The 18,075-nt window shown below is 43.0% G+C and carries 24 protein-coding genes and 2 pseudogenes; 3 read left to right on the forward strand and 23 right to left on the reverse strand.

Annotation, left to right across the window (positions count from 1 at the left end; all coding sequences use genetic code 11):
* Window positions 1–175 precede the first annotated feature (175 nt).
* The 6 genes and pseudogenes from DW917_RS13525 to DW917_RS17805 all read right to left on the reverse strand — a co-directional run.
* A pseudogene (locus tag DW917_RS13525) lies at window positions 176–322 on the reverse strand (aldo/keto reductase); the annotation flags it as partial.
* 7 nt (window positions 323–329) lie between these two features.
* Window positions 330–422, reverse strand: a pseudogene (locus DW917_RS13530) (gamma-carboxymuconolactone decarboxylase); the annotation flags it as partial.
* Window positions 423–578: 156 nt separating this feature from the next.
* The gene (locus tag DW917_RS13535) at window positions 579–1,469 is read right to left on the reverse strand and encodes an AraC family transcriptional regulator (protein ID WP_118119555.1); all 891 of its coding nucleotides are present in this window, start codon (window positions 1,467–1,469) and stop codon (window positions 579–581) included.
* Window positions 1,470–1,495: 26 nt separating this feature from the next.
* Window positions 1,496–2,326 (reverse strand): carboxymuconolactone decarboxylase family protein, encoded by an 831-nt coding sequence (locus tag DW917_RS13540; RefSeq protein ID WP_118119557.1) that lies wholly within the window; start codon window positions 2,324–2,326, stop codon window positions 1,496–1,498.
* Between the two features lie 20 nt (window positions 2,327–2,346).
* The gene (locus DW917_RS13545; RefSeq protein ID WP_118119559.1) at window positions 2,347–2,889 is read right to left on the reverse strand and encodes a flavodoxin family protein; all 543 of its coding nucleotides are present in this window, start codon (window positions 2,887–2,889) and stop codon (window positions 2,347–2,349) included.
* A 104-nt stretch (window positions 2,890–2,993) separates the two neighbouring features.
* Window positions 2,994–3,146, reverse strand: a complete 153-nt coding sequence (locus tag DW917_RS17805) for a hypothetical protein (RefSeq protein ID WP_233524745.1) — start codon at window positions 3,144–3,146, stop codon at window positions 2,994–2,996.
* A gap of 261 nt (window positions 3,147–3,407) precedes the next feature.
* Between DW917_RS17805 and DW917_RS13555 the strand changes: the two genes are divergently transcribed.
* Window positions 3,408–4,373: a glycoside hydrolase family 5 protein gene (locus DW917_RS13555; RefSeq protein WP_118119561.1), complete on the forward strand. Its 966-nt coding sequence runs from the start codon at window positions 3,408–3,410 to the stop codon at window positions 4,371–4,373.
* A gap of 170 nt (window positions 4,374–4,543) precedes the next feature.
* Here DW917_RS13555 and DW917_RS13560 read toward each other — a convergent pair whose 3' ends face one another.
* From DW917_RS13560 to trxA, 9 genes are all read right to left on the reverse strand, one after another.
* Window positions 4,544–4,936: a TIGR04076 family protein gene (locus tag DW917_RS13560; RefSeq protein ID WP_117664173.1), complete on the reverse strand. Its 393-nt coding sequence runs from the start codon at window positions 4,934–4,936 to the stop codon at window positions 4,544–4,546.
* A gap of 21 nt (window positions 4,937–4,957) precedes the next feature.
* Window positions 4,958–5,470: a GNAT family N-acetyltransferase gene (locus DW917_RS13565; protein WP_118119563.1), complete on the reverse strand. Its 513-nt coding sequence runs from the start codon at window positions 5,468–5,470 to the stop codon at window positions 4,958–4,960.
* A 371-nt stretch (window positions 5,471–5,841) separates the two neighbouring features.
* Window positions 5,842–6,282 carry a ribonuclease H gene (locus DW917_RS13570; protein WP_118119565.1) on the reverse strand — a complete coding sequence of 147 codons (441 nt, stop codon included), beginning with the start codon at window positions 6,280–6,282 and terminating at the stop codon, window positions 5,842–5,844.
* Window positions 6,283–6,284: 2 nt separating this feature from the next.
* Complete coding sequence (locus tag DW917_RS13575; RefSeq protein WP_118119567.1) at window positions 6,285–6,965, reverse strand: DNA alkylation repair protein; 681 nt, start codon at window positions 6,963–6,965, stop codon at window positions 6,285–6,287.
* Window positions 6,966–6,967: 2 nt separating this feature from the next.
* The gene (locus DW917_RS13580; RefSeq protein ID WP_118119569.1) at window positions 6,968–7,636 is read right to left on the reverse strand and encodes a hypothetical protein; all 669 of its coding nucleotides are present in this window, start codon (window positions 7,634–7,636) and stop codon (window positions 6,968–6,970) included.
* A 12-nt stretch (window positions 7,637–7,648) separates the two neighbouring features.
* Entirely contained in the window at window positions 7,649–7,882 is a 234-nt protein-coding gene (locus DW917_RS13585; protein WP_044080833.1) for a hypothetical protein, read from the reverse strand.
* A 14-nt stretch (window positions 7,883–7,896) separates the two neighbouring features.
* Window positions 7,897–8,190 carry a DUF1294 domain-containing protein gene (locus DW917_RS13590; protein WP_118119571.1) on the reverse strand — a complete coding sequence of 98 codons (294 nt, stop codon included), beginning with the start codon at window positions 8,188–8,190 and terminating at the stop codon, window positions 7,897–7,899.
* Window positions 8,191–8,217: 27 nt separating this feature from the next.
* Window positions 8,218–8,595 carry a YccF domain-containing protein gene (locus DW917_RS13595; RefSeq protein WP_118079423.1) on the reverse strand — a complete coding sequence of 126 codons (378 nt, stop codon included), beginning with the start codon at window positions 8,593–8,595 and terminating at the stop codon, window positions 8,218–8,220.
* Window positions 8,596–8,619: 24 nt separating this feature from the next.
* Window positions 8,620–8,919: a thioredoxin gene (gene trxA, locus DW917_RS13600; RefSeq protein WP_117588276.1), complete on the reverse strand. Its 300-nt coding sequence runs from the start codon at window positions 8,917–8,919 to the stop codon at window positions 8,620–8,622.
* Between the two features lie 877 nt (window positions 8,920–9,796).
* On the opposite strand from trxA, the gene rhuM reads away from it, so the two are divergent.
* On the forward strand, window positions 9,797–11,209 hold the full coding sequence (gene rhuM, locus DW917_RS13610) for a RhuM family protein (protein ID WP_199545566.1): 1,413 nt from the start codon (window positions 9,797–9,799) through the stop codon (window positions 11,207–11,209).
* A 96-nt stretch (window positions 11,210–11,305) separates the two neighbouring features.
* Window positions 11,306–11,929, forward strand: a complete 624-nt coding sequence (locus tag DW917_RS13615) for a hypothetical protein (protein WP_118119575.1) — start codon at window positions 11,306–11,308, stop codon at window positions 11,927–11,929.
* 433 nt (window positions 11,930–12,362) lie between these two features.
* Here DW917_RS13615 and DW917_RS13620 read toward each other — a convergent pair whose 3' ends face one another.
* The 8 genes from DW917_RS13620 to DW917_RS13660 all read right to left on the reverse strand — a co-directional run.
* Window positions 12,363–12,803 carry a ribonuclease H gene (locus DW917_RS13620; RefSeq protein WP_118119577.1) on the reverse strand — a complete coding sequence of 147 codons (441 nt, stop codon included), beginning with the start codon at window positions 12,801–12,803 and terminating at the stop codon, window positions 12,363–12,365.
* A gap of 20 nt (window positions 12,804–12,823) precedes the next feature.
* Window positions 12,824–13,570 (reverse strand): hypothetical protein, encoded by a 747-nt coding sequence (locus DW917_RS17285; RefSeq protein ID WP_158570167.1) that lies wholly within the window; start codon window positions 13,568–13,570, stop codon window positions 12,824–12,826.
* A 99-nt stretch (window positions 13,571–13,669) separates the two neighbouring features.
* Complete coding sequence (locus tag DW917_RS13640; protein WP_233524746.1) at window positions 13,670–13,891, reverse strand: aldo/keto reductase; 222 nt, start codon at window positions 13,889–13,891, stop codon at window positions 13,670–13,672.
* 2 nt (window positions 13,892–13,893) lie between these two features.
* Window positions 13,894–14,025 (reverse strand): hypothetical protein, encoded by a 132-nt coding sequence (locus tag DW917_RS18100; RefSeq protein WP_255415339.1) that lies wholly within the window; start codon window positions 14,023–14,025, stop codon window positions 13,894–13,896.
* Window positions 14,026–14,047: 22 nt separating this feature from the next.
* The gene (locus tag DW917_RS13645) at window positions 14,048–14,563 is read right to left on the reverse strand and encodes a pyridoxamine 5'-phosphate oxidase family protein (protein WP_118119583.1); all 516 of its coding nucleotides are present in this window, start codon (window positions 14,561–14,563) and stop codon (window positions 14,048–14,050) included.
* 83 nt (window positions 14,564–14,646) lie between these two features.
* Window positions 14,647–16,890 carry an ATP-dependent RecD-like DNA helicase gene (locus tag DW917_RS13650; RefSeq protein WP_118119585.1) on the reverse strand — a complete coding sequence of 748 codons (2,244 nt, stop codon included), beginning with the start codon at window positions 16,888–16,890 and terminating at the stop codon, window positions 14,647–14,649.
* Window positions 16,891–17,694 (reverse strand): YqiA/YcfP family alpha/beta fold hydrolase, encoded by an 804-nt coding sequence (locus DW917_RS13655; RefSeq protein WP_118119587.1) that lies wholly within the window; start codon window positions 17,692–17,694, stop codon window positions 16,891–16,893. It abuts the gene before it with no gap.
* A 70-nt stretch (window positions 17,695–17,764) separates the two neighbouring features.
* On the reverse strand, window positions 17,765–18,075 hold a 311-nt coding region (locus tag DW917_RS13660), incomplete at its 5' end, for a PDDEXK nuclease domain-containing protein (RefSeq protein WP_118119588.1).

Consider the following 18,075-nt stretch of genomic DNA (forward strand, 5'->3'; position numbering starts at 1 on the left):
GTTTTTCGGCTTATTCTTTCACTTAAGAGCTCAAAACTGCGATTTTTTTCACTAAAACCCCTTATTTTGAACTTTAAAATAATACTTTTGATCTTGGAAAATCAGTTATGAGCGAATATTTTGTAATGCTTTGCTGACGACCTTGGGAGAGAATTGGCTGAAAGAAACAGATTAGCGCACCATAGCGGTCGCAGCAAGGCTGGTGGAGGAGCATCAGGTCGATGTAGTCGGTCTGCAGTTTGCGCAGACTCTCGTCGATGCTCTTCATGGTCTGTCCGTCTCCATAGTTGGAAGGCCAGACCTTGGAAACGAGGAAAATCTTATAGTTGTTATTTTATCTTGTTATATTCCTCATCGCTCACAGCCTCCTGCCACTCGTTGGATGTGTTTTCGCCAGGTATTTCAAAGGCGAGGTGGGCGAACTCCGGGGCAAACTCACCCAGCTGGGTGCGCCCTCCTGTCTGTACTATTTTCTTCATTGTATTATATTTTCAAATTCTTCTCCAGAAAACATCTTCGATGTAAAAAATAACAGTTATTCTATATATGCTTCATTATATTTAAGCTGTTCATTATATTTATGCAGTCTTGCGATATTCGCTTGGAGTCTTTCCCGTCTGTGCCTTGAAAAAGCGGACGAAGTGCTGAGGATATTCAAAGCCGAGGCGCTGGCTGACTTGCGTTATGCTGAGGGTTTCATCATCAAGCAGTTGGCGGGAAGCCGAAAGCAGTCGATCGTTGATCATACTCTTAGCGGTTTTGCCAGTCTCTGTCTTGACTAATTCGCCGAAATATTTAGGCGAATAGCAGCATTTGTCGGCAAAGTAGGCTACGGTAGGCAGCCCTTCACGCTCCGCCTTCTGAGCAATGTACTCATCGAGCAGAGAGATGAACTTCTTGACCACCGAATGATTTATCTCCTCGCGTGTGATAAACTGGCGGTCGTAGAAGCGCAGACAATAGTTCAGTAGCAACTCGATATTTGAAACTATGAGTTCACGCGAATGCTTATCTATAGGATGCTGCAGTTCCTGCTTAATCATTGAGAGCACATCACGGAAGATATTGACCTCGGCAGCGGATAAGTGTAATGCTTCGTTGCTTGTATAGTCGAAAAACTCGTATCGGGAGATGTTCTTGCCAAGCTGAGTGCGGTTGAGCAGCTCGGGATGGAAAGCCAATACCGTATATTTGGCTATCGGAACTCCTGGAATGGGTTCAACCTTAATCGACTGACCCGGAGCAAACGAGGTTACGGTCATCTCGTCAAAATCATATTCTGTTCTGCCGTATGACAATTTGCACCCTTTGTTTTCCTTCAGGAAGAGGGCATAAAGTCCGTAGTGATGCACAGCCTCCTGAATAGGAGAGGTGTTCTCTACACGCGCAATGCTTACCAGAGGATGAAGTGTTTTCACCCCTATGTAGTCATTGAACTCCTGTATGGTATTAAAGAAAAATTCCTTCATGATCACTTGCAAAACTTGAATTAATGTTATTTAATCTTGTTATACTCCTCATCGCTCACAGCCTCCTGCCACTCGTTTGAGGCGTTCTCGCCAGGTATTTCAAAGGCGAGGTGGGCAAACCAGCTGTCTTTTGCAGCACCATGCCAATGCTTCACGTTGGCTGGAATATGGATGACTGTGCCTGGGAGAATCTCCTGTGCAGGCTTGCCTTCTTCCTGATACCAGCCGCGTCCGGCTACACCTACCAGCATTTGCCCGCCGCCCTTTGTGGCGTGGTGCGTGTGCCAGTTGTTACGGCAACCAGGCTCAAAGGTAACATTGAAGAAAGGTATCTGACCGTCAGATATTTTCGCAAGATAACTGTTGCCCTTGAAGTATTTGGCGTAAGCGGTGTTGGGTTCGCCAATAGGGAAGATCATCTCGCGCTGGAAAGCAGCCTTGGCAGCTTCACCTTTCACATCTTTGTCTTTCACGTCCTCGCTCCATACTTCCTTTGCCAGATTGAATGCTGCCCAGGCTTTAGGCCAACCGGCGTAGAAGGCGATGTGGGTGATGATTTCTGCCGCTTCCGTGCGGGTAATTCCGTTGTTCTTTGCCGACTGCAAGTGATATTTCAGCGAATTGTCGGTGATTCCTTGGCTGATAAGCGAAGTGATTGTTACCAAACTGCGGTCGCGCAATGAAAGCAGATCATTGCGGCTCCATACTTCTCCGAAGAGGATGTCGTCGTTGAGGTGAGCGAACTCTGGGGCAAACTCACCCAGTTGGGTGCGCCCTGCTGTCTGTACTATTTTCTGTTGTGCCATTATATTGAGTGAAATAGTTGTTAATATAATAAATATTGCAATTTTTTTCATAAGAATCAATAGTTGAGTCTCTATCCCTTGACTGATTTACCTAACTCGTATGCTTCCTGCAATTTCTTGTTGCCCTCAATGGTACGTGGAGCGACAACACCACCGCAGAACAGAGTGCCGGCAAGATGGCTCTCAGGATAGCAGTCTATCCAGCCTGTCAGTCCGGCTTCTGCACGTTTCGGCACTTCCGGTTCGTCCTCAGCAGCTGTAGAGAGCATGTAAACATCACGAAACTTGTAGTCAAGCGAGAACATGGCGTTCATGCGGTCGATGAGGGTCTTCATCTGTCCGCTCATCTCATAATAATATATAGGTGTTGCCCAGCAAACCACATCGGCAATCAGCACTTTCTGCATGATGTCGTTCACATCATCCTTGATGACACACTTGCCCAACTTCTGACAGGCCAGACAGCCTTTGCAGAACCTGATGTCCTTTCCTGCAAGCGAAATCTTTTCCACTTCATGACCTGCAGCCTTAGCACCTTCGATAAACTGATCTGCGAGCATGTCGCTGTTTGAACCAGTACGCAGACTGGTAGAAATTACGATTATTTTCTTCATTCTATCTTAATATTTATCTTATATTTTAAATCTGGTGCAAAGGTATGCAGATTTCCTTAATGTTCTTATACCTGATTTTCGGAAGATATTACCTTTTTCGGAGTTTATTCCATTCTGCCATATTTCATCTCCACGTCTTCCTTATCATACTGCTTGCGTTTGCCGTCTTCGTCAATGAAACTTGCTGTCATGTACGGAGCCTTGTGCATAACTTCCAATGCCCATTGGCTATCCATTGCTCTTGATTCCTTTCTCATATTTATTCTAATTAATTTGAATATTATTATCCTGGAGGATAAGCCATGCTCAACCTCCATATTAGCGCAATATATCTGCAAAAATACAAAAAAATATTCAGAAAAGTGATTATATGGATGGATTTTGTTTACAGGGTGAACTTGATTTAACATCTTGTTCTTTAAATTTATCCAAAATACAGCTTTATTTTTTACTACTGTATCATTTGAAGGTCTAAATATTGTGAGTGCGACATTAATGTAAAATAAAATAAAGGAATTATGAGAAGAATATTTGTAAGTCTGATGCTGACTTTAACAGCATTTATCGTTAACGCCCAACCTTCTGCCATCGCCCCATGCGATTATCAGCAGATGCTGAAGAAGGGAATCGATGTTGATTGGTGGGGAAGAAGTGAGAAAAATAAATATGGTGCCTATTCGGAGACGGCAATTAAGAGATTTGCACAGCAAGGTATCAAGCATGTAAGATTCCGTTTGCATCATTATCATTTTACAGATGAGGATTTCAAGAGACTGTTTTCGCAGATAAATACCTGCATGCAGAATGACCTGATTCCGATTATAGCCTTCTCTGCCAAGCCTTACAAGGAGAATCCGAATGTTAGGGAGCATGAGAAAGTAGTAGAGTGGTGGAAGAGAATGGCAGAAAAATGTAAGAATCTCTCACCAATGGTTTCGTTTAATCTGATTGTAGAGCCTTCGGATCAAGTAAAAAAAGATGTGGAGGAACTCAACTCCCTTTATGAGGATTGTGTTACGGCTATTCGCAAGACTAATCCTAAGCGAATCGTCTTTATAGCACCTCCGAAACTGTCTCATCCAGAAGGCCTTAAAGATTTGAAGATTCCTTCGATGGGATATGGCTATCTGATGGCTGAATGGCATTTCTATGCTGCTGGTCCCAGCAAGTCAAACGACAAAAAACGCTGGACTACTGGCACGGCAGAGGAAAAGCAAAAGATAAAGAAAAGCATCAAGGTGGCAGTTGATTGGCAAAAGAAAACAGGTATTTACACCTGGGTTGGGGCTTGGATGCCCGGCGCTTATAACAAAGACGATAATTACAGTGTAAAGGAACAGACTGAATTTGCATCATTCATGACCCAGCAGCTTGATAAACATGGAGTTCCTTTCGCCATTAATGCCGATCATCATTTTTATGATTATAAGGCTGAACAATGGATTCCCAAATATAAAGATTTGTTGAATACAATATTTATGTGATATTTAAATGATTTTTTAGTAAAGAGCGGCCTTCCGGTCGCTCTTTACTAATGCTTATACTTTTCCTGCTGAAAGGATTGTCCTGTTATAGCAGGTTCTTATGGTCATAATCTCATGAGCCACCTATCCAAACATCATATGTCGGTGCGTCCTGAGTCATGGCAAAACAACTACTCTTCGTCTATGCGCTCAATTTTGAATATGACTGGTCTTGTTCCGTCAGAACAACAGCATATCATTTCGTTTTCACGCTTCATCCACCCCTTCATGATTGAACCACCTTGCAGTCCGGTGTATATATATCGTGAAATAGCATCCCATGCCTCAGAGCAATGTGGCATTTTCGGACCTCCAGCTACTGTGTTCGGGTCAGCGGATGTTTTGACGAGCGTATTTAATCCTCCATGCCAGAAATGGTCGTTCTCTTCGTCACGCTCAAAGATAAACTCATCGCCAACATTGTAGCATGGACACATTCCTGCTTTAGGGTCGGCGCAATACTTCTCCTGTAGTTCCGGATAGATTTTCTTGTCTATTACGGTGACTTTTACTTTATGCTTCATATTCTTTTTAATTTATTTTAATCATTTGTACTTAAACACTTTAACCATATCCTTGTCGCCACCCACAAGTTGGCTGCATCGGTTCAGCATTCCGGTGTCTGAGAAAGCGCATTTCTCCATAACTCTTCCCGAAGCTGGATTCCCGGTGAAATGATCTGCCCAGATGTTTTCGAAATGTTTCTCGTGGATGCAGTATTCAAGCATCAGCTTCAAGGCCTCGGTGCAAATTCCTCTGTTCCAATAAGGCTTTCCTACCCAATAGCCCACCTCACAGTCGTTTTTTCCGATAGGAATGTTGCTGGTTTCATGGGTGTAGTAGCCGATGCAGCCGATAGCCTCGCCAGTCTCTTTCAGCACAATCGCCCATGTCGTATCATTATTGAAGAATGTCCGGATTATCTCCCGACTTTCCTCTACTGACTTATGTGCTGGCCATCCTGCACGTGGTCCTACGTCAGGGTCTGAGGCGTACTTGAAGAGCGCCTCAGCATCCGATTCTTGCCAATGGCGAAGTAAAATTCTTTCTGTTTCCATCAGATTATATCAATGTTTTGCTGTCTATTTACTTTGTGTGCTTACCCAAGCCAGTCGGTGAAGATAAGTATACATTCGTGCACCTTCTCAAAGAATCTCCCTATCCGGCGCTTGATGCCCTTCCAATAAATCCCATTCTTTTTAATGCTCATATACTTAGTTATTTATTTTGTTATTAATTCATGTACAAATACGCCATCAGCGCAATATATCTGCAAAAATACAAAAAAAATATTCAGAAAAAAGTGATTATATGGATGGATTTTGTTTGCAGAGCGAACTTAATTTACCCTTATTTTATATGATAGAGGGATATTTTGAAAAACCGAAATCCTTAGTGACCCTAATGGCCGGAAAACGCCCCTAAACATTCATTTGTTTTTCTGATGAAACTCCTTCCTTGTCTTAGCCATTGCTGCCGTAGCCCTATCGTGGGTTTCTATCAGCAATGGACTTTTGTGATATTGCACAATCTTGACTCCAACAGAGTTGTGCCTTTCCTTTTCCGTGATGCATTGAATGATCAAGTCTGGATTGGCTGATTTAGCCGTTGGAGTCTTGTCAAAGTTCTGAATGTAGGCGGCATTGGTCAGGAAGAGAATGTCGGAACCTTCCGGTATTTCCTGCATTACCTTCACCATGAGGGTTAGCATCATTCGGAACTCTGTGGTGTGGAGGTCGCTGATTACATCACGGCTGATGATATTGCCGTTATGCTCAATCACAACGGCAGCACCACCAGCTCGCTCTTTATGACCATAATCACATGAGCCACCTATCCAAACATAATATGTAGAAGTATCTTCTGTCATAATTATTTTATCTTCAATGTCCGCAGATATTCCTTCTGCTCAGGCGTGATTCTGTAGCTCTCGATGGCCTTCTGGATAGTCTTGTTGTGCGTCCAGGGAGCAAGGCGGTTTTGCTCGATGTAGGGAATTGTTGCGTCCCATTGCTTGGCAAGGGCGGTGGCAAAGAACCAGGCAACCATCATTTTTACGTAATACTCTTCGCTCCTTACAGAGGCTGGAATTTCAAGATACTCTGCCTTGAAGTCTTTATCCAGGTAATGAGACATAAGTATCTCTATTCCAAAGCGACAAGTATAAACGTGTGACGATTTACTCCAAGTCTTGATCTTCGCCAACAGCTCCTTCTTGTATTTGGCAAACACCTTCGGAGACATGATGTCGCAAACTGCCCAGTTGTCCACGAATGGCAGAAATCTGTCTGTAAGACGAATGCATTCTTCGTAGTCCTTCACCTCAGAAATGAGGAGACCATGAAGCATATTCTCATCGTAGTATTCATGAGGAAGCTGCTGAAGAAATTCCTTGCATTCTGCCTCCTTTGTAAACTCTTTTGCGAACTTGCGAAGCACGGGCACACGAATGCCTATGAAACTTTCCATAGGCACTCCCGGTGTCAGTTTGGCTTGGAAAGCAGCATACTGCTTATCCTGCATGGCGAACAGTCTTTCTTGAAGTGAAGTCATTTTTATCCTATTAATTTAAAGATCTGTTTATCCGAAGCATCAGGCAGGATTTCTTTCAGATGCTCGAAAATCCTCTGATAAGATTCCTGGGGAGTACGGTTGCATTGGCAAGCCTCCCTGCCATAGAGATCTTCGGGAGTGTTGAGCAGCGACCATCCCCAGCCATATTCATGATTGTGCTTGTCACGAGGGTAGATGAAATCCTCGGTCACGATGTAAGTCGCCATTTCCAGTCGGGTGAGATAACTGTCAAACTTGCTTCTCATTCCCTTGCCCGTGAAACCGCAGGCAGCTCGAAGTTCCCTTGTAATGAGACTGCCCGATGATTGAAGCGTGCTGAGAATGGCTCCTTCTATCGATTCTTCATCCGGGCGAGGGAACTTGCTTCTTCTGTAGTTACAGAAGTCAGGCCACCATTCCTGGCTGATGAATCCTGCTTTCTTGTTGAAGAACTTTCCGTACATACACGGCATTTCCTGCACAATCTCGCCCTTCCATTTCCATAGCGGCCAGTCCCAACCGCCTTCAGGAAGTCTTACGTAACCGCAGTCTTCCGCTACGATGTCTTCGGCAGAGAAGCCTTCAATGCCACTATCAAGGAGAGGGAGGAAGCCGATTTTCTGAATCAGCTCCATCATGCCTGTTGCTGAATATACTTCTGGAAAATTCATACGCTTCGTTCTTTATTTTATTATCAATTCATTCAGTTTATCCTCTCTGATAATCTTCGGCTGAGCCTTGCCTGCGAGAATGAGAATCTTTTTTCCATTACGATAAATATGAAGCTGTCGTGAGCGAACTACGGCTGTCAGCTCCTCATCATTCTGCATGGCTTGCCAGATAGGATAATATATTCCCTCAGGTTCAAACAACTTCTTTTGAAGATGCGAACAGAGGTTTGTTGTATCAATAGTCATTGCCATAATTTTCTTCAAACTATTTGTTTCCAAAGATTCACGTGTAAATACGTCATCAGCGCAATCTGTATCAGCAGAATGGCTGGAATGCCGTATTTGAATTTCTTGTGCATCGTCTTATGGTGCCAGACTTTCATCCCCATCCATGCCCCGATGCTTCCTCCAAGTACAGCCAGTAACAAAAGCGTGGCTTCTGGAATGCGCCACTTGGCTTTCTTGGCCTTGTATTTATCAATACCGTACACGATGAATGTAACAACATTGATGGCCAGGAGATAGTAGGCGAGGTAACTATGTAATGTGTTCATACTCTTCAACTGCGTTTTCTTATCTCTTTAAAATCCCAACTCCACATCCTTGCCGAATGGTGCGAGCGAAAGCCCGGCCATCTTGAAATGCTGTTTCCCCCAAGGAATGCCGATAATGGTTATACATAAGAGAATGCCGAAGAACAGATGCATGAGGCAAGCCCACAATCCTCCGAAAATCAGCCAAAGTAAATTCAATGGGATGCGAATGCAACCTGTTGGACTATTCGATTCTCTTACTGTAGAGCCAAAAGGCCATAGACAGAGCAGACCAATCTTGAATGTCTGTATCGCAAAGGGAATGCCGATGATGGTACATGCAAGAGCCAGACTTCCGGTGAAATAACCGATGGCAGCTTCGAGACCTCCGAAGAGCCACCAAAGTAAGTTTCCTATTATGCGCATAAGATTATTCTTTTATATTTTTGATTATGTCAAGAATGGATCAAGCGTAGCCAGCAGTTCAGCTTTATCTACCACACCACTTGTGCGCCACAATACTTCTCCGTTTCGGAAGAGCATCAGCGTAGGCACGGATTGGATGCGGTATTGGCTTGCAGTTACACCGTACTTATCTACATCCACCTTGATGATTCGGATGCGGTCGCCCAACACACTCTTCACCTGCTCCAGAATGGGGTGCATCGCCTTGCAAGGTTGACACCATGTGGCAAAGAAATCGACCAGAACAAGCTGGCCACTGTTTATTACATTATTAAATGTCTCCATAATTATTTATCAATTTCTGTAAAACGATTAAAAGTTCTGCCGTCGTAGCGGAGAAACCGTATAAAAATAATATCTTCTTCATGCTCTAATCATTTGATAATGATGCGCCTGTAATCTATGAGGATAAGCCATGCTCAACTCCCATATTAGCGCAATATATCTGCAAAAATACAAAAAATATTCAGAAAAGTAATTTTATAGATGGATTTTGTTTGCAGGGCGAACTTGATTTAACCTTATTTTATAAGATAGAGGGATATTTTGATAATCTGAAATCCTTAATGACCTTAATGACCGGATTCATGAATACATGTACACATATACATCATGGGGGAGTTTGCTCGTGATGAGTAAACTCCCCATAATTATCTTAAAAATCTTATTTGTTCAATAGAATGTTTTGATATTCAGAATATAATCACTATATTTGCACGTAATATTAGTGGTGTTATTATGTGCAATATTAAATATTATATAGATGAAATAGCTGCATATTTCGGCAATCGGCTTTTATCTGAATAAATCTGCCATTGTCAGCTGGTATTGAATGTCATCAGAATAGCCGCCCGGCGCAAGTCCATAGGAGGTGATCATCGTGATGAGTACCGTTTTCTCGGTGCCTGTTTCCCTGATGAAGGTCTTCCTTCGGTTGCAGATGCGGTTGTCCTCGTCTTCTGTAATAACATAAGAGGCACTGGATTATTGCATCGTCTTGATAGGCCATAAAATCAATATATTCTGACATGTTTTTTTCTTTTTGCATAAATAACATTAAAAATCATACTTCTTGTAAATGATTAGGGACGATTTTCATCCTTTTTTTGTATTTTTGCTATTCAATGTTGTAGAACGTCAATACAAAAGAAACGGAAAAGATATGGATGAGAATAATGTGCCTGACATGCGTCCGACATTCGAAGAAATTCGGAAAGTGGATGATAACGGGAAAGAATACTGGAGTTCACGCGAACTTTGTAATGCGATGGGCTATTCGGGATATTGGAAATTCCAGAATGTAATAGACAAAGCAATCAAAGTTGCCAGTGAAAAAGGTATGGATATAGACGAACATTTCAACCATGCGGTTGACATGTTCAAGGTGGGTAATGGAGCGTTTCGCAAGGTCGAAGCTTTCCATCTATCACGTATGGCTTGTATGATCATTTCTGAGAATGCTGATTCAAGGAAGCTGTTAGTGAAGCAGGCAAGAGCCTATTTTTCTCAATCCGTATCTACAACAGAACTTATGCAGAACTCGCTGGAATCCAATATCTTACTGTATAAGACTGCACAAGGTGAAACTCGCATTGAAGTGATTTTCAACAACGAAACTTTTTGGATGTCACAGAAGAGGATGGCTGCTTTGTTTGGTGTTGATAGAGCAACTATCACTTATCATATTTCTCAGATTTATGAGTCTGGTGAATTGCAAAGAGAGGCAACTTGTAGAAAAATTCAACAAGTTCAAACCGAAGGAGAGCGTGATGTTGAGCGTGCTCCATTGTTCTACAATCTTGATGTTATCATCGCTGTTGGTTATCGAGTGAACAGCTATCAGGCAACCCAATTCCGTATATGGGCAACTTCTGTATTGAAGGAGTTCATCATTAAGGGTTATGTCTTGGATGATGAACGTCTGAAACAAGGTAAGCACTTCGGCAAGGATTATTTTGACGATTTGCTGGAACGCATCCGTGAAATCCGCACTTCTGAACGCAGATACTACCAGAAGATAACTGATATTTATGCAGAGTGTAGTGCAGATTATGATGCAAAGGCTGAAAGTACCAAACTCTTCTATAAGATGGTGCAGAATATGATGCACCAGGCGGTTACCAATCATACGGCAGCCGAGATCGTCTATGAGCGAGCTGATGCGGAAATGCCTCACATGGGCTTGACTACATGGAAGAAAGCACCGGATGGAAGAGTTCAGAAATCTGATACGATAGTGGCAAAGAACTATCTTTCTGATGAAGAATTGTCTCAGCTCAACGCAATAACAACAAGTTTCCTGGATCTCGCAGAATCTCGTGCAAGACGGCACATTGTTACTACGATGGAGGATTGGAAGAATCGCCTGAAGCTGTTGCTTGAAACTATGGACTATGATGCTAAGAGTAGTGCAGGTAAGGTTTCGCAAGAAGAAGCCAGAGAAAAGGCTTATTCTGAGTATGAGAAATATAAGGTTATTCAAGACCGTTCCTATATCTCGGATTTCGACCGATTCAATAGTGGAAATGATGATGATACTCCATTGCTTCAATTTGACATTGATCCAAAAGAATAGAAGGTGGGTAGGGCGCTTGAATTATGTCACAGTAGTACCGTCTTATCTTATGTAAGAAAAAATAACGCAATGAAATGATCAAAATATTTAAAGACAATGAAAAGAATTATTGATAGTACATTAGTAATACTTTCTTTGATGTTGATCTTCGGTTGCAAGGAAAGTAAGGTGGGGCAGGGAAACCCTACCAAAGACAGCATGTCTATTGACACCGATAGTGTGATTTCGGGCAAAGTCTTTACCAAGCAAGATATTGCATCGGAAGATACGCTTAACGCTGTTATAAGAACACAATCTCCCAAATCCAAGGATTTCGATTTTGAAGTATTTATTATGCGAGGGGAGAAAACTGTACAAATTATACCTTTCTCTTATCCAAAGGACGATACTTTTGCCCCAAATGGTGGCCGGAAGGATAGCTGTCTGATGGCTGATGTGACGTTTGATGGCAATAAAGATCTGTTGGTATATTTGGGACAATTCGGCAATCAAGGTGTGGAATATTGGGATGCTTATGTCTGGAATGAAGTCAAGCGAAAGTTCTTGTTTGTTCCATCATTCCATGATATTCCCAATCCTACGCTTAACGAAAAAGAAAAGATTATTGAATCTTTCAGCCGTGGTTCTGCCGTTGATTATGAGTTTGGAAAATGGAAGTTCGAGAAAGGAGTGTTTGTACAAAAAGAACTTCTGTCACACCCTCCGAGAGAGAGGGAATAGTGTTATTCTCCGTTCATCACCACTTCATGGCCTCCTTGGAAAGCAACGGAATGGCTTCGTAGTGGAGGTAATTAAAAAAAAGCGTTCATATCTTTGTAGATGCAAAAACATTGACATGAACGCTATACAAAACAAACCTCTCATAAACGAGAAACTCATAATGTGGTACAAAGTTACAAATTTATTTTCAAAAGGACTCAACAACAGTTAGCCAGGGTGTTGTTCTTTCGCAGGCCGATGATTCTGTATCGTCCTCCGTGTCCTCCTCGCCTTCCTGGGCGCATGGTGGCATGGAGACGGACGCAACGATTTCAGACGAGACCTATGAGATTTTCAAGAATATAATCATCGCTCATTAGCTGTAAACCATATTTGGTGTCTGACATCTTGAATAACCGGAAATCCTTAGTGACCGGAAAACGCCCCTAAACATTTATTTATTTTTCTGATGAAAATCCTTCCTTGTCTTAGTCATTGCTTCTGTAGCCCAATCGTGGGTTTCTATCAGCAATGGGCTTTTGTGGTATTGCACAATCTTGCCCCCGACTGAGTTGTGCCTATTCTTTTCCTCGATGCAACGAATGATCAAGTCTGGATTGGCTGATTTAGCCGTTGGAGTCTTGTCAAAGTTCTGAATGTAGGCGGCATTGGTCAGGAAGAGAATGTCGGAACCTTCCGGTATTTCCTGCATTACCTTCACCATGAGTGTTAGCATCATGCGGAACTCCGTGGTGTGGAGATCGCTGATTACATCACGGCTGATGATGTTGCCGTTATGCTTAATCACAACGGCAGCACCACCAGCTCGCTCTTTATGGCCATAATCACATGAATCACCTATCCAAACGTAATATGTAGATGTATCTTGCGTCATAATTATTTACCATCCAATCTCTATATACATCTCGAATTATAGAGATAATCCCATACTTCCTGAGCAGGTCTTTTCAATCTGATGATGGGATCAATGAAAAATAACTTTCCATTTTCGTCGCAAAGAACATTGTCACTAAGATTCGAAATATCCGTTATTGCCAAATATTCATTACCATAGAAATACTTGTCTTCCTTAGTTAATCCCAATACATTTCGGAGATAGTCGTCTATCATTTTTGGGGTAGGAACTCTAAACATAGATGATATGTTCTTTTGCTGCAAGACGATTCTGATTCCTTTGATATCTTCTGAAATTCCGATGAACCTGTACCTGGTACTAGGAAATAACATGTTGTGTATCAGATGCTCGTAGATAATATCCTCCGGATGAGTTTGTTTTAAAGGAGCCTTGGAAAATGGAGATTTCATCTTTGTGAAGACACTTCCGTCCTTGCTCAAAAAGACAATACTTTCCCCTGTTGGAATCATCCGTCGATTGCCGAATTTATCCCAATCTGCCTTATCTATGTATAAGTTATTCTCCTTGGCAATACTGATCAACCTATTACATTCCTCTTCCTCAGCAGCTCGCGAGCTTTGCCTGATATTTCCATGTCGTTGAGGGGATATCCCAGTCTCAAACACTCGAATATCGCTTCGGTCGCTATTTGCCTGTATTTTTTGCTCACGTTCATAAGATACTGCAGAGCTGTTTGACCGTTTACCAAATATATAGTCGATAATTTTTCTTCCATAATTCTCCATTCTAATGATTTTTATGCAAATATACACCAATTATTTTGAAATAACCAATTTTTTAGCGAAATTTATCATATAAGAGTGAGCTTGTTTCTAAGAGTCTCTTTATTCTGTAGGTTTCACCACAGCTCTCCACTCCATAAACTGCTTGGTTGTTTCTCCGCTATAATGGTCGAGGAAGAGACTATGGGCGGTGTCGAGCGCAGCAATCTTCTGCATGTCCTCAGCATCGAGTTCAAAGTCGAAGAGATTCAGATTTTCCTGCATTCGTTCCTTGTGAACAGTCTTCGGGATGATGATTACGTCGCTCTGCAACAGCCAGCGCAAGGCTACCTGTGCAGCAGTCTTGCCATATTTCTCGCCAATCTGAGTGAGGGTAGGGTTGGATTAGGTTCCACCTGATAAACACCATAACCCAGTTGTGGCATTTCCACGCCATTGCTTAACTTTATCTTCTTCATAATCTATATGTTTTAATGTTCGTTATTCCATTCTTCCATATTTCATTTCCACGCCTTCCTTATCATACTGCTTGCGCTTGCCGGTTGGTGGCTCAGTAAGTGTGATGCGAACTACAGCCGTGCGTGATAGGGAACGGGCGATGCTCTCGTCGAAAGCATCCATGTGTTGAGGAAGGAAACGCTCACAGATTAGTCGGAGACCATGAATCTTCTCTGCATCCTCGGTCACGATTTCTGCCTTTCCGAATGCAATGGCTGATTTGTATTGCAGGGTGAAACTGCCGTCCTTCGGACCAACCGTAGGCGCACAACGGGTTACGGCTGAAAGGCAAACCTCTGGATGAACCTTGATTGCCTCCAACTTCTTGCCTTCCAAGGCACCATGAAAATACCAATTCACATCATCATCTGATGCGAGTGACAGGGGTAAACCATAAGGCTTGCCTTCTTCGTCAATAAAACTGACCGTTATATACGGAGCCTTGTCCATTACTTCCAATGCCCACCCACTATCCATTGCTCTTGATTCTTTTCTCATTTTTATCCTATTATTTTATATCTGTTATACTAAACACCTTTACCATATCAGAAAAAAATACATCTTTCTTGCTATATATATGATCATTTGATATTGCTTCTAATGTCTTGATTTGGCTCTGGTTCCGCAGCCATCATTGGCTGTTCCTCAGGAAGTATGTATCTACTGCTGATGTGGAGAACAGAATCATTGTTTGCTTCTATCTCTCCACGCAGTCGTTCTTTCAATTTGGTGTTTCTGTTGATTACCGTCAGATTACGTATTGCATAAGCGAGCGCTTTGGGCTGCCCGATAAGCACACAGATTTTCTTTGCTCTGGTAATGCCAGTATAGATGAGGTTGCGCTGAAGCATCACAAAATGAGTCATCAAAACTGGGATTACCACGATCGGATATTCTGAACCTTGCGATTTATGAATGGTAGAAGCATAGGCCAATGTTAGCTCATCAAGCTCCGTTGCTTCATATTCCACCAGATTGTTGTCAAAGTTGACACATAGTGTGCGGTCTTCTATGTTGACTTTTTCTACAGTTCCGATGTCACCATTGTACACATTCTTGTCGTAATTGTTACGTATTTGCATCACACGGTCGCCCAACTTATAGGTTGTACCACCACGGCTTATGCCCAATGTTGTTGTATTGAGTGCTTGCTGTAGCATCATGTTCAGGTTGGCTGCACCTACCACACTTCTTTGCATCGGCGTAAGTACCTGGATGTTGCTTAAAGGCTGATTGTAAGCCTTTGGCAAGCGATACTTCACAAGTTTTACTATTTCTTCAGCCACTTGTTCCGGGTCTTCATTTTTGATGAAGAAGAAGTCGGTCTGCTTGCCGTTGCTCGTATCTGGATAATGCCCTTGGTTGATGGCATGGGCACTCATGACGATTCTACTGGATTGAGCTTGTCGGAAGATGCGGGTTAGTCGAACTACGGGAATCTTCTCGGAGTCAATAATGTCACGCAAAACATTGCCAGCTCCAACACTTGGCAACTGGTCAATATCACCCACAAGCACTAAGCGCATGTGTTCGGGAATAGCCTTCATTAGATTATACATCAATATGATGTCAATCATGGAACACTCATCCACAATCAGCGCATCACCTTCCAGAGGGTTCTCCTCATTTCGTTTGTAACCATCTTGTGGATTAAACTCCAATAGTCTATGAATGGTCTTGGCTTCCATATTGGTAGCTTCGCTCATTCGCTTGGACGCACGGCCAGTAGGTGCTGCAAGCAAAATCCTCATTCCTGCCGTTTTATACGCAGCAATAATACCTTGCGTAGTTGTGGTCTTACCTGTACCAGGACCGCCAGTCAGTACCATCACTTTCGAGCGAACCGCTTGTTGGATGGCAGCAATCTGAACCTCGTCATATTCTATACCAGAGACCTTTTCAATGGCTTTAATATCAGCCTTTAATCCGAGGTTATTTGCTCCTTGACTTTTTATTAAGGTCAAAAGTTTCTTTGCCGTTCCACGTTCAGAATGATAGAATGGAGGCAGATATATAGCTTCATTCTCACGGATGAGATCTTCCGAAGCAATCATTTCTGAAATGGCTTGTCTGATGGGTTCTTCGTCTGCTTCAAGCAGTTTCTTGGCTGCTTCTATAAGCTGCTCTTCTATAGCATATACATGTCCTTCGTTGGAAAGTTCATTCAATGTATAACCTATACCACTTTTGCAACGTCTCAAATCGTTTTTCTCGTAACCCATATTAGAGGCAATACCATCAGCGGTTTTAAATCCGATGCCCCAAATATCATCTGCAAGGCGATAAGGATTCTCTTTCACGTTCTCGATGCTTTCCTTGCCGTACTGGCGATATATTTTGGCGGCATAAGCAGTACTTACTCCGTATTGTTGCAGGAAAATCATTACATTCTTGATGTCCTTCTGTTTCTCCCAACTGTCTCGGATTTTCTCTACACGCTTCTTACCGATGCCAGCCACTTCATATAGTCGTTCGATGTCATCTTCAATTACCTCGATGGTATCAGTACCGAACCTCTCAACTATCAGATGAGCATACTTCGGACCAATGCCTTTCACCAGTCCGCTTCCCAAATATTTCTCTATGCCATATACAGTTGCAGGCATCACTTCTTCCCACGTCTCGCATACGAATTGACGTCCGTATCGCTTATCGACTTTCCAGTCACCATTACACAATAGTACAGCGCCCACTGGTACATCCAGCAGGTTGCCCACCAAGGTAACAAGGTCTGAATAATCCTTGACCTTAACCCTCATCACGGAATATCCATTCTCCTGATTTTGGTAGGTAATGTGTTCTACTACGCAACGTATCTTTATCATTTATTTTATGTCTATCTCTGTGAAACGATTGAAAGTCCTGCCGTCCCTTGTTACTTTCCCGAAGAACATATCTTCCGGTCTTACCCAATAGGCTTGGTCTCCATAGAGAGCCTGATAAACCACCATGCGCTCCTGAGTCTCGGAGTCGAAGGCAGAATGGATGAATTTGTATTTGCCGCCCTTAAAGTGCTGGAAATATCTTTCTTCCTTTGCAGAAAACTCCATCAGCATTTTCTGGGCAAGGGGAGCATACCAGGTCTTTACCTCCTGCTCTGTAGGCGTATGACCGCCAGGGAAATGGAAGGCTTGGTTGTAGTGCTCCAGGAAGAGAGGGGAGAAGTGAGCCAGGGTGTCCTGCTCACCAAAAAGTCCCCACACACGATCCTTGTAATAGGGGTTGCAATGGTCAAACTGCACGGCTTCCAGTTCCGCAAACTCCTCAATCAGCGCCTCGTCTATCACCAGCCGCTGATTTCCGTCCCTTCTCGGTGCCTTGTATTCATGCTCGCCGATTCGCTCCTTCAGAAACTCCGTCATCATGAAATACGGATTGCCGAGCAGGGCAGGAATGCCCACCACAGGAGCCAGCATCTGGGCGAGGAAAGAGCCGCAGCTGTTGCCCAGAAGCAAGTCGGGCTGCTCCCGGTCGATGATGGAGCGAATCTCCTTCAGTGCCTCCTTGGGGTGCAATGGCAGGTCGGGAGTCAGCACCACCGCCGTCCCATCAAACGCCTCTTTCAAGGCTCTCGCCATCGGACAACTGCCCGTGGCGAAGAATCCGTGTAGGAATAATATCTTCTTCATGCTCTAATCTTCAATGTCTTGTTTACTTTGTGTCTATTATCTTGTAGCAGAGATATTTGGGGGTAATAGCTTATCTTATATGTTGTAATCTAAATATTTCTTTCTGCTTTTCTATTTCTTCCTTAAGTTGCTGTTCTGTAGGAAGATATGTAAGATATTTTGAAGCAAATAATTGCTTACTGTCGTGCAAGATGGAAAATCTTGCGATGTCCTGGCTGGTTTCCGAACAGAGTAGTATGCCGATGGTCGGATTGTCGCCTTCCGTGCGCTTCAGTTCATCATACATTCTTACATACATATCCATTTGTCCTACGTCCTGATGGGTGATCTTGGTCGTCTTCAGGTCATATGTTGCGTAGTCAATTATGTTGGCTTCACATC

Origin of the sequence: Prevotella sp. AM42-24, assembly GCF_003461825.1 — a bacterium.
Classification (GTDB): Bacteria; Bacteroidota; Bacteroidia; order Bacteroidales; family Bacteroidaceae; genus Prevotella; species Prevotella hominis.

Coding starts and splice junctions, on each gene's coding strand:
- DW917_RS13585 (WP_044080833.1), bottom strand. CDS start 7,882: ATGACTATTGATACAACAAACCTCTGTTCGCATCTTCAAAAGAAGTTG.
- DW917_RS13575 (WP_118119567.1), bottom strand. CDS start 6,965: ATGACTTCACTTCAAGAAAGACTGTTCGCCATGCAGGATAAGCAGTAT.
- DW917_RS13540 (WP_118119557.1), bottom strand. CDS start 2,326: ATGAAAAAAATTGCAATATTTATTATATTAACAACTATTTCACTCAAT.
- DW917_RS13620 (WP_118119577.1), bottom strand. CDS start 12,803: ATGACGCAAGATACATCTACATATTACGTTTGGATAGGTGATTCATGT.
- DW917_RS13645 (WP_118119583.1), bottom strand. CDS start 14,563: ATGAGAAAAGAATCAAGAGCAATGGATAGTGGGTGGGCATTGGAAGTA.
- trxA (WP_117588276.1), bottom strand. CDS start 8,919: ATGGAGACATTTAATAATGTAATAAACAGTGGCCAGCTTGTTCTGGTC.
- DW917_RS13535 (WP_118119555.1), bottom strand. CDS start 1,469: ATGAAGGAATTTTTCTTTAATACCATACAGGAGTTCAATGACTACATA.
- DW917_RS17805 (WP_233524745.1), bottom strand. CDS start 3,146: ATGAGAAAGGAATCAAGAGCAATGGATAGCCAATGGGCATTGGAAGTT.
- DW917_RS13595 (WP_118079423.1), bottom strand. CDS start 8,595: ATGCGCATAATAGGAAACTTACTTTGGTGGCTCTTCGGAGGTCTCGAA.
- DW917_RS13560 (WP_117664173.1), bottom strand. CDS start 4,936: ATGAAGCATAAAGTAAAAGTCACCGTAATAGACAAGAAAATCTATCCG.
- DW917_RS13580 (WP_118119569.1), bottom strand. CDS start 7,636: ATGAATTTTCCAGAAGTATATTCAGCAACAGGCATGATGGAGCTGATT.
- DW917_RS18100 (WP_255415339.1), bottom strand. CDS start 14,025: ATGAAGAAGATAAAGTTAAGCAATGGCGTGGAAATGCCACAACTGGGT.
- DW917_RS13570 (WP_118119565.1), bottom strand. CDS start 6,282: ATGACAGAAGATACTTCTACATATTATGTTTGGATAGGTGGCTCATGT.
- DW917_RS13545 (WP_118119559.1), bottom strand. CDS start 2,889: ATGAAGAAAATAATCGTAATTTCTACCAGTCTGCGTACTGGTTCAAAC.
- DW917_RS13590 (WP_118119571.1), bottom strand. CDS start 8,190: ATGAACACATTACATAGTTACCTCGCCTACTATCTCCTGGCCATCAAT.
- DW917_RS13555 (WP_118119561.1), top strand. CDS start 3,408: ATGAGAAGAATATTTGTAAGTCTGATGCTGACTTTAACAGCATTTATC.
- DW917_RS13650 (WP_118119585.1), bottom strand. CDS start 16,890: ATGATAAAGATACGTTGCGTAGTAGAACACATTACCTACCAAAATCAG.
- rhuM (WP_199545566.1), top strand. CDS start 9,797: ATGGATGAGAATAATGTGCCTGACATGCGTCCGACATTCGAAGAAATT.
- DW917_RS13655 (WP_118119587.1), bottom strand. CDS start 17,694: ATGAAGAAGATATTATTCCTACACGGATTCTTCGCCACGGGCAGTTGT.
- DW917_RS17285 (WP_158570167.1), bottom strand. CDS start 13,570: ATGGAGAATTATGGAAGAAAAATTATCGACTATATATTTGGTAAACGG.
- DW917_RS13565 (WP_118119563.1), bottom strand. CDS start 5,470: ATGGAAACAGAAAGAATTTTACTTCGCCATTGGCAAGAATCGGATGCT.
- DW917_RS13615 (WP_118119575.1), top strand. CDS start 11,306: ATGAAAAGAATTATTGATAGTACATTAGTAATACTTTCTTTGATGTTG.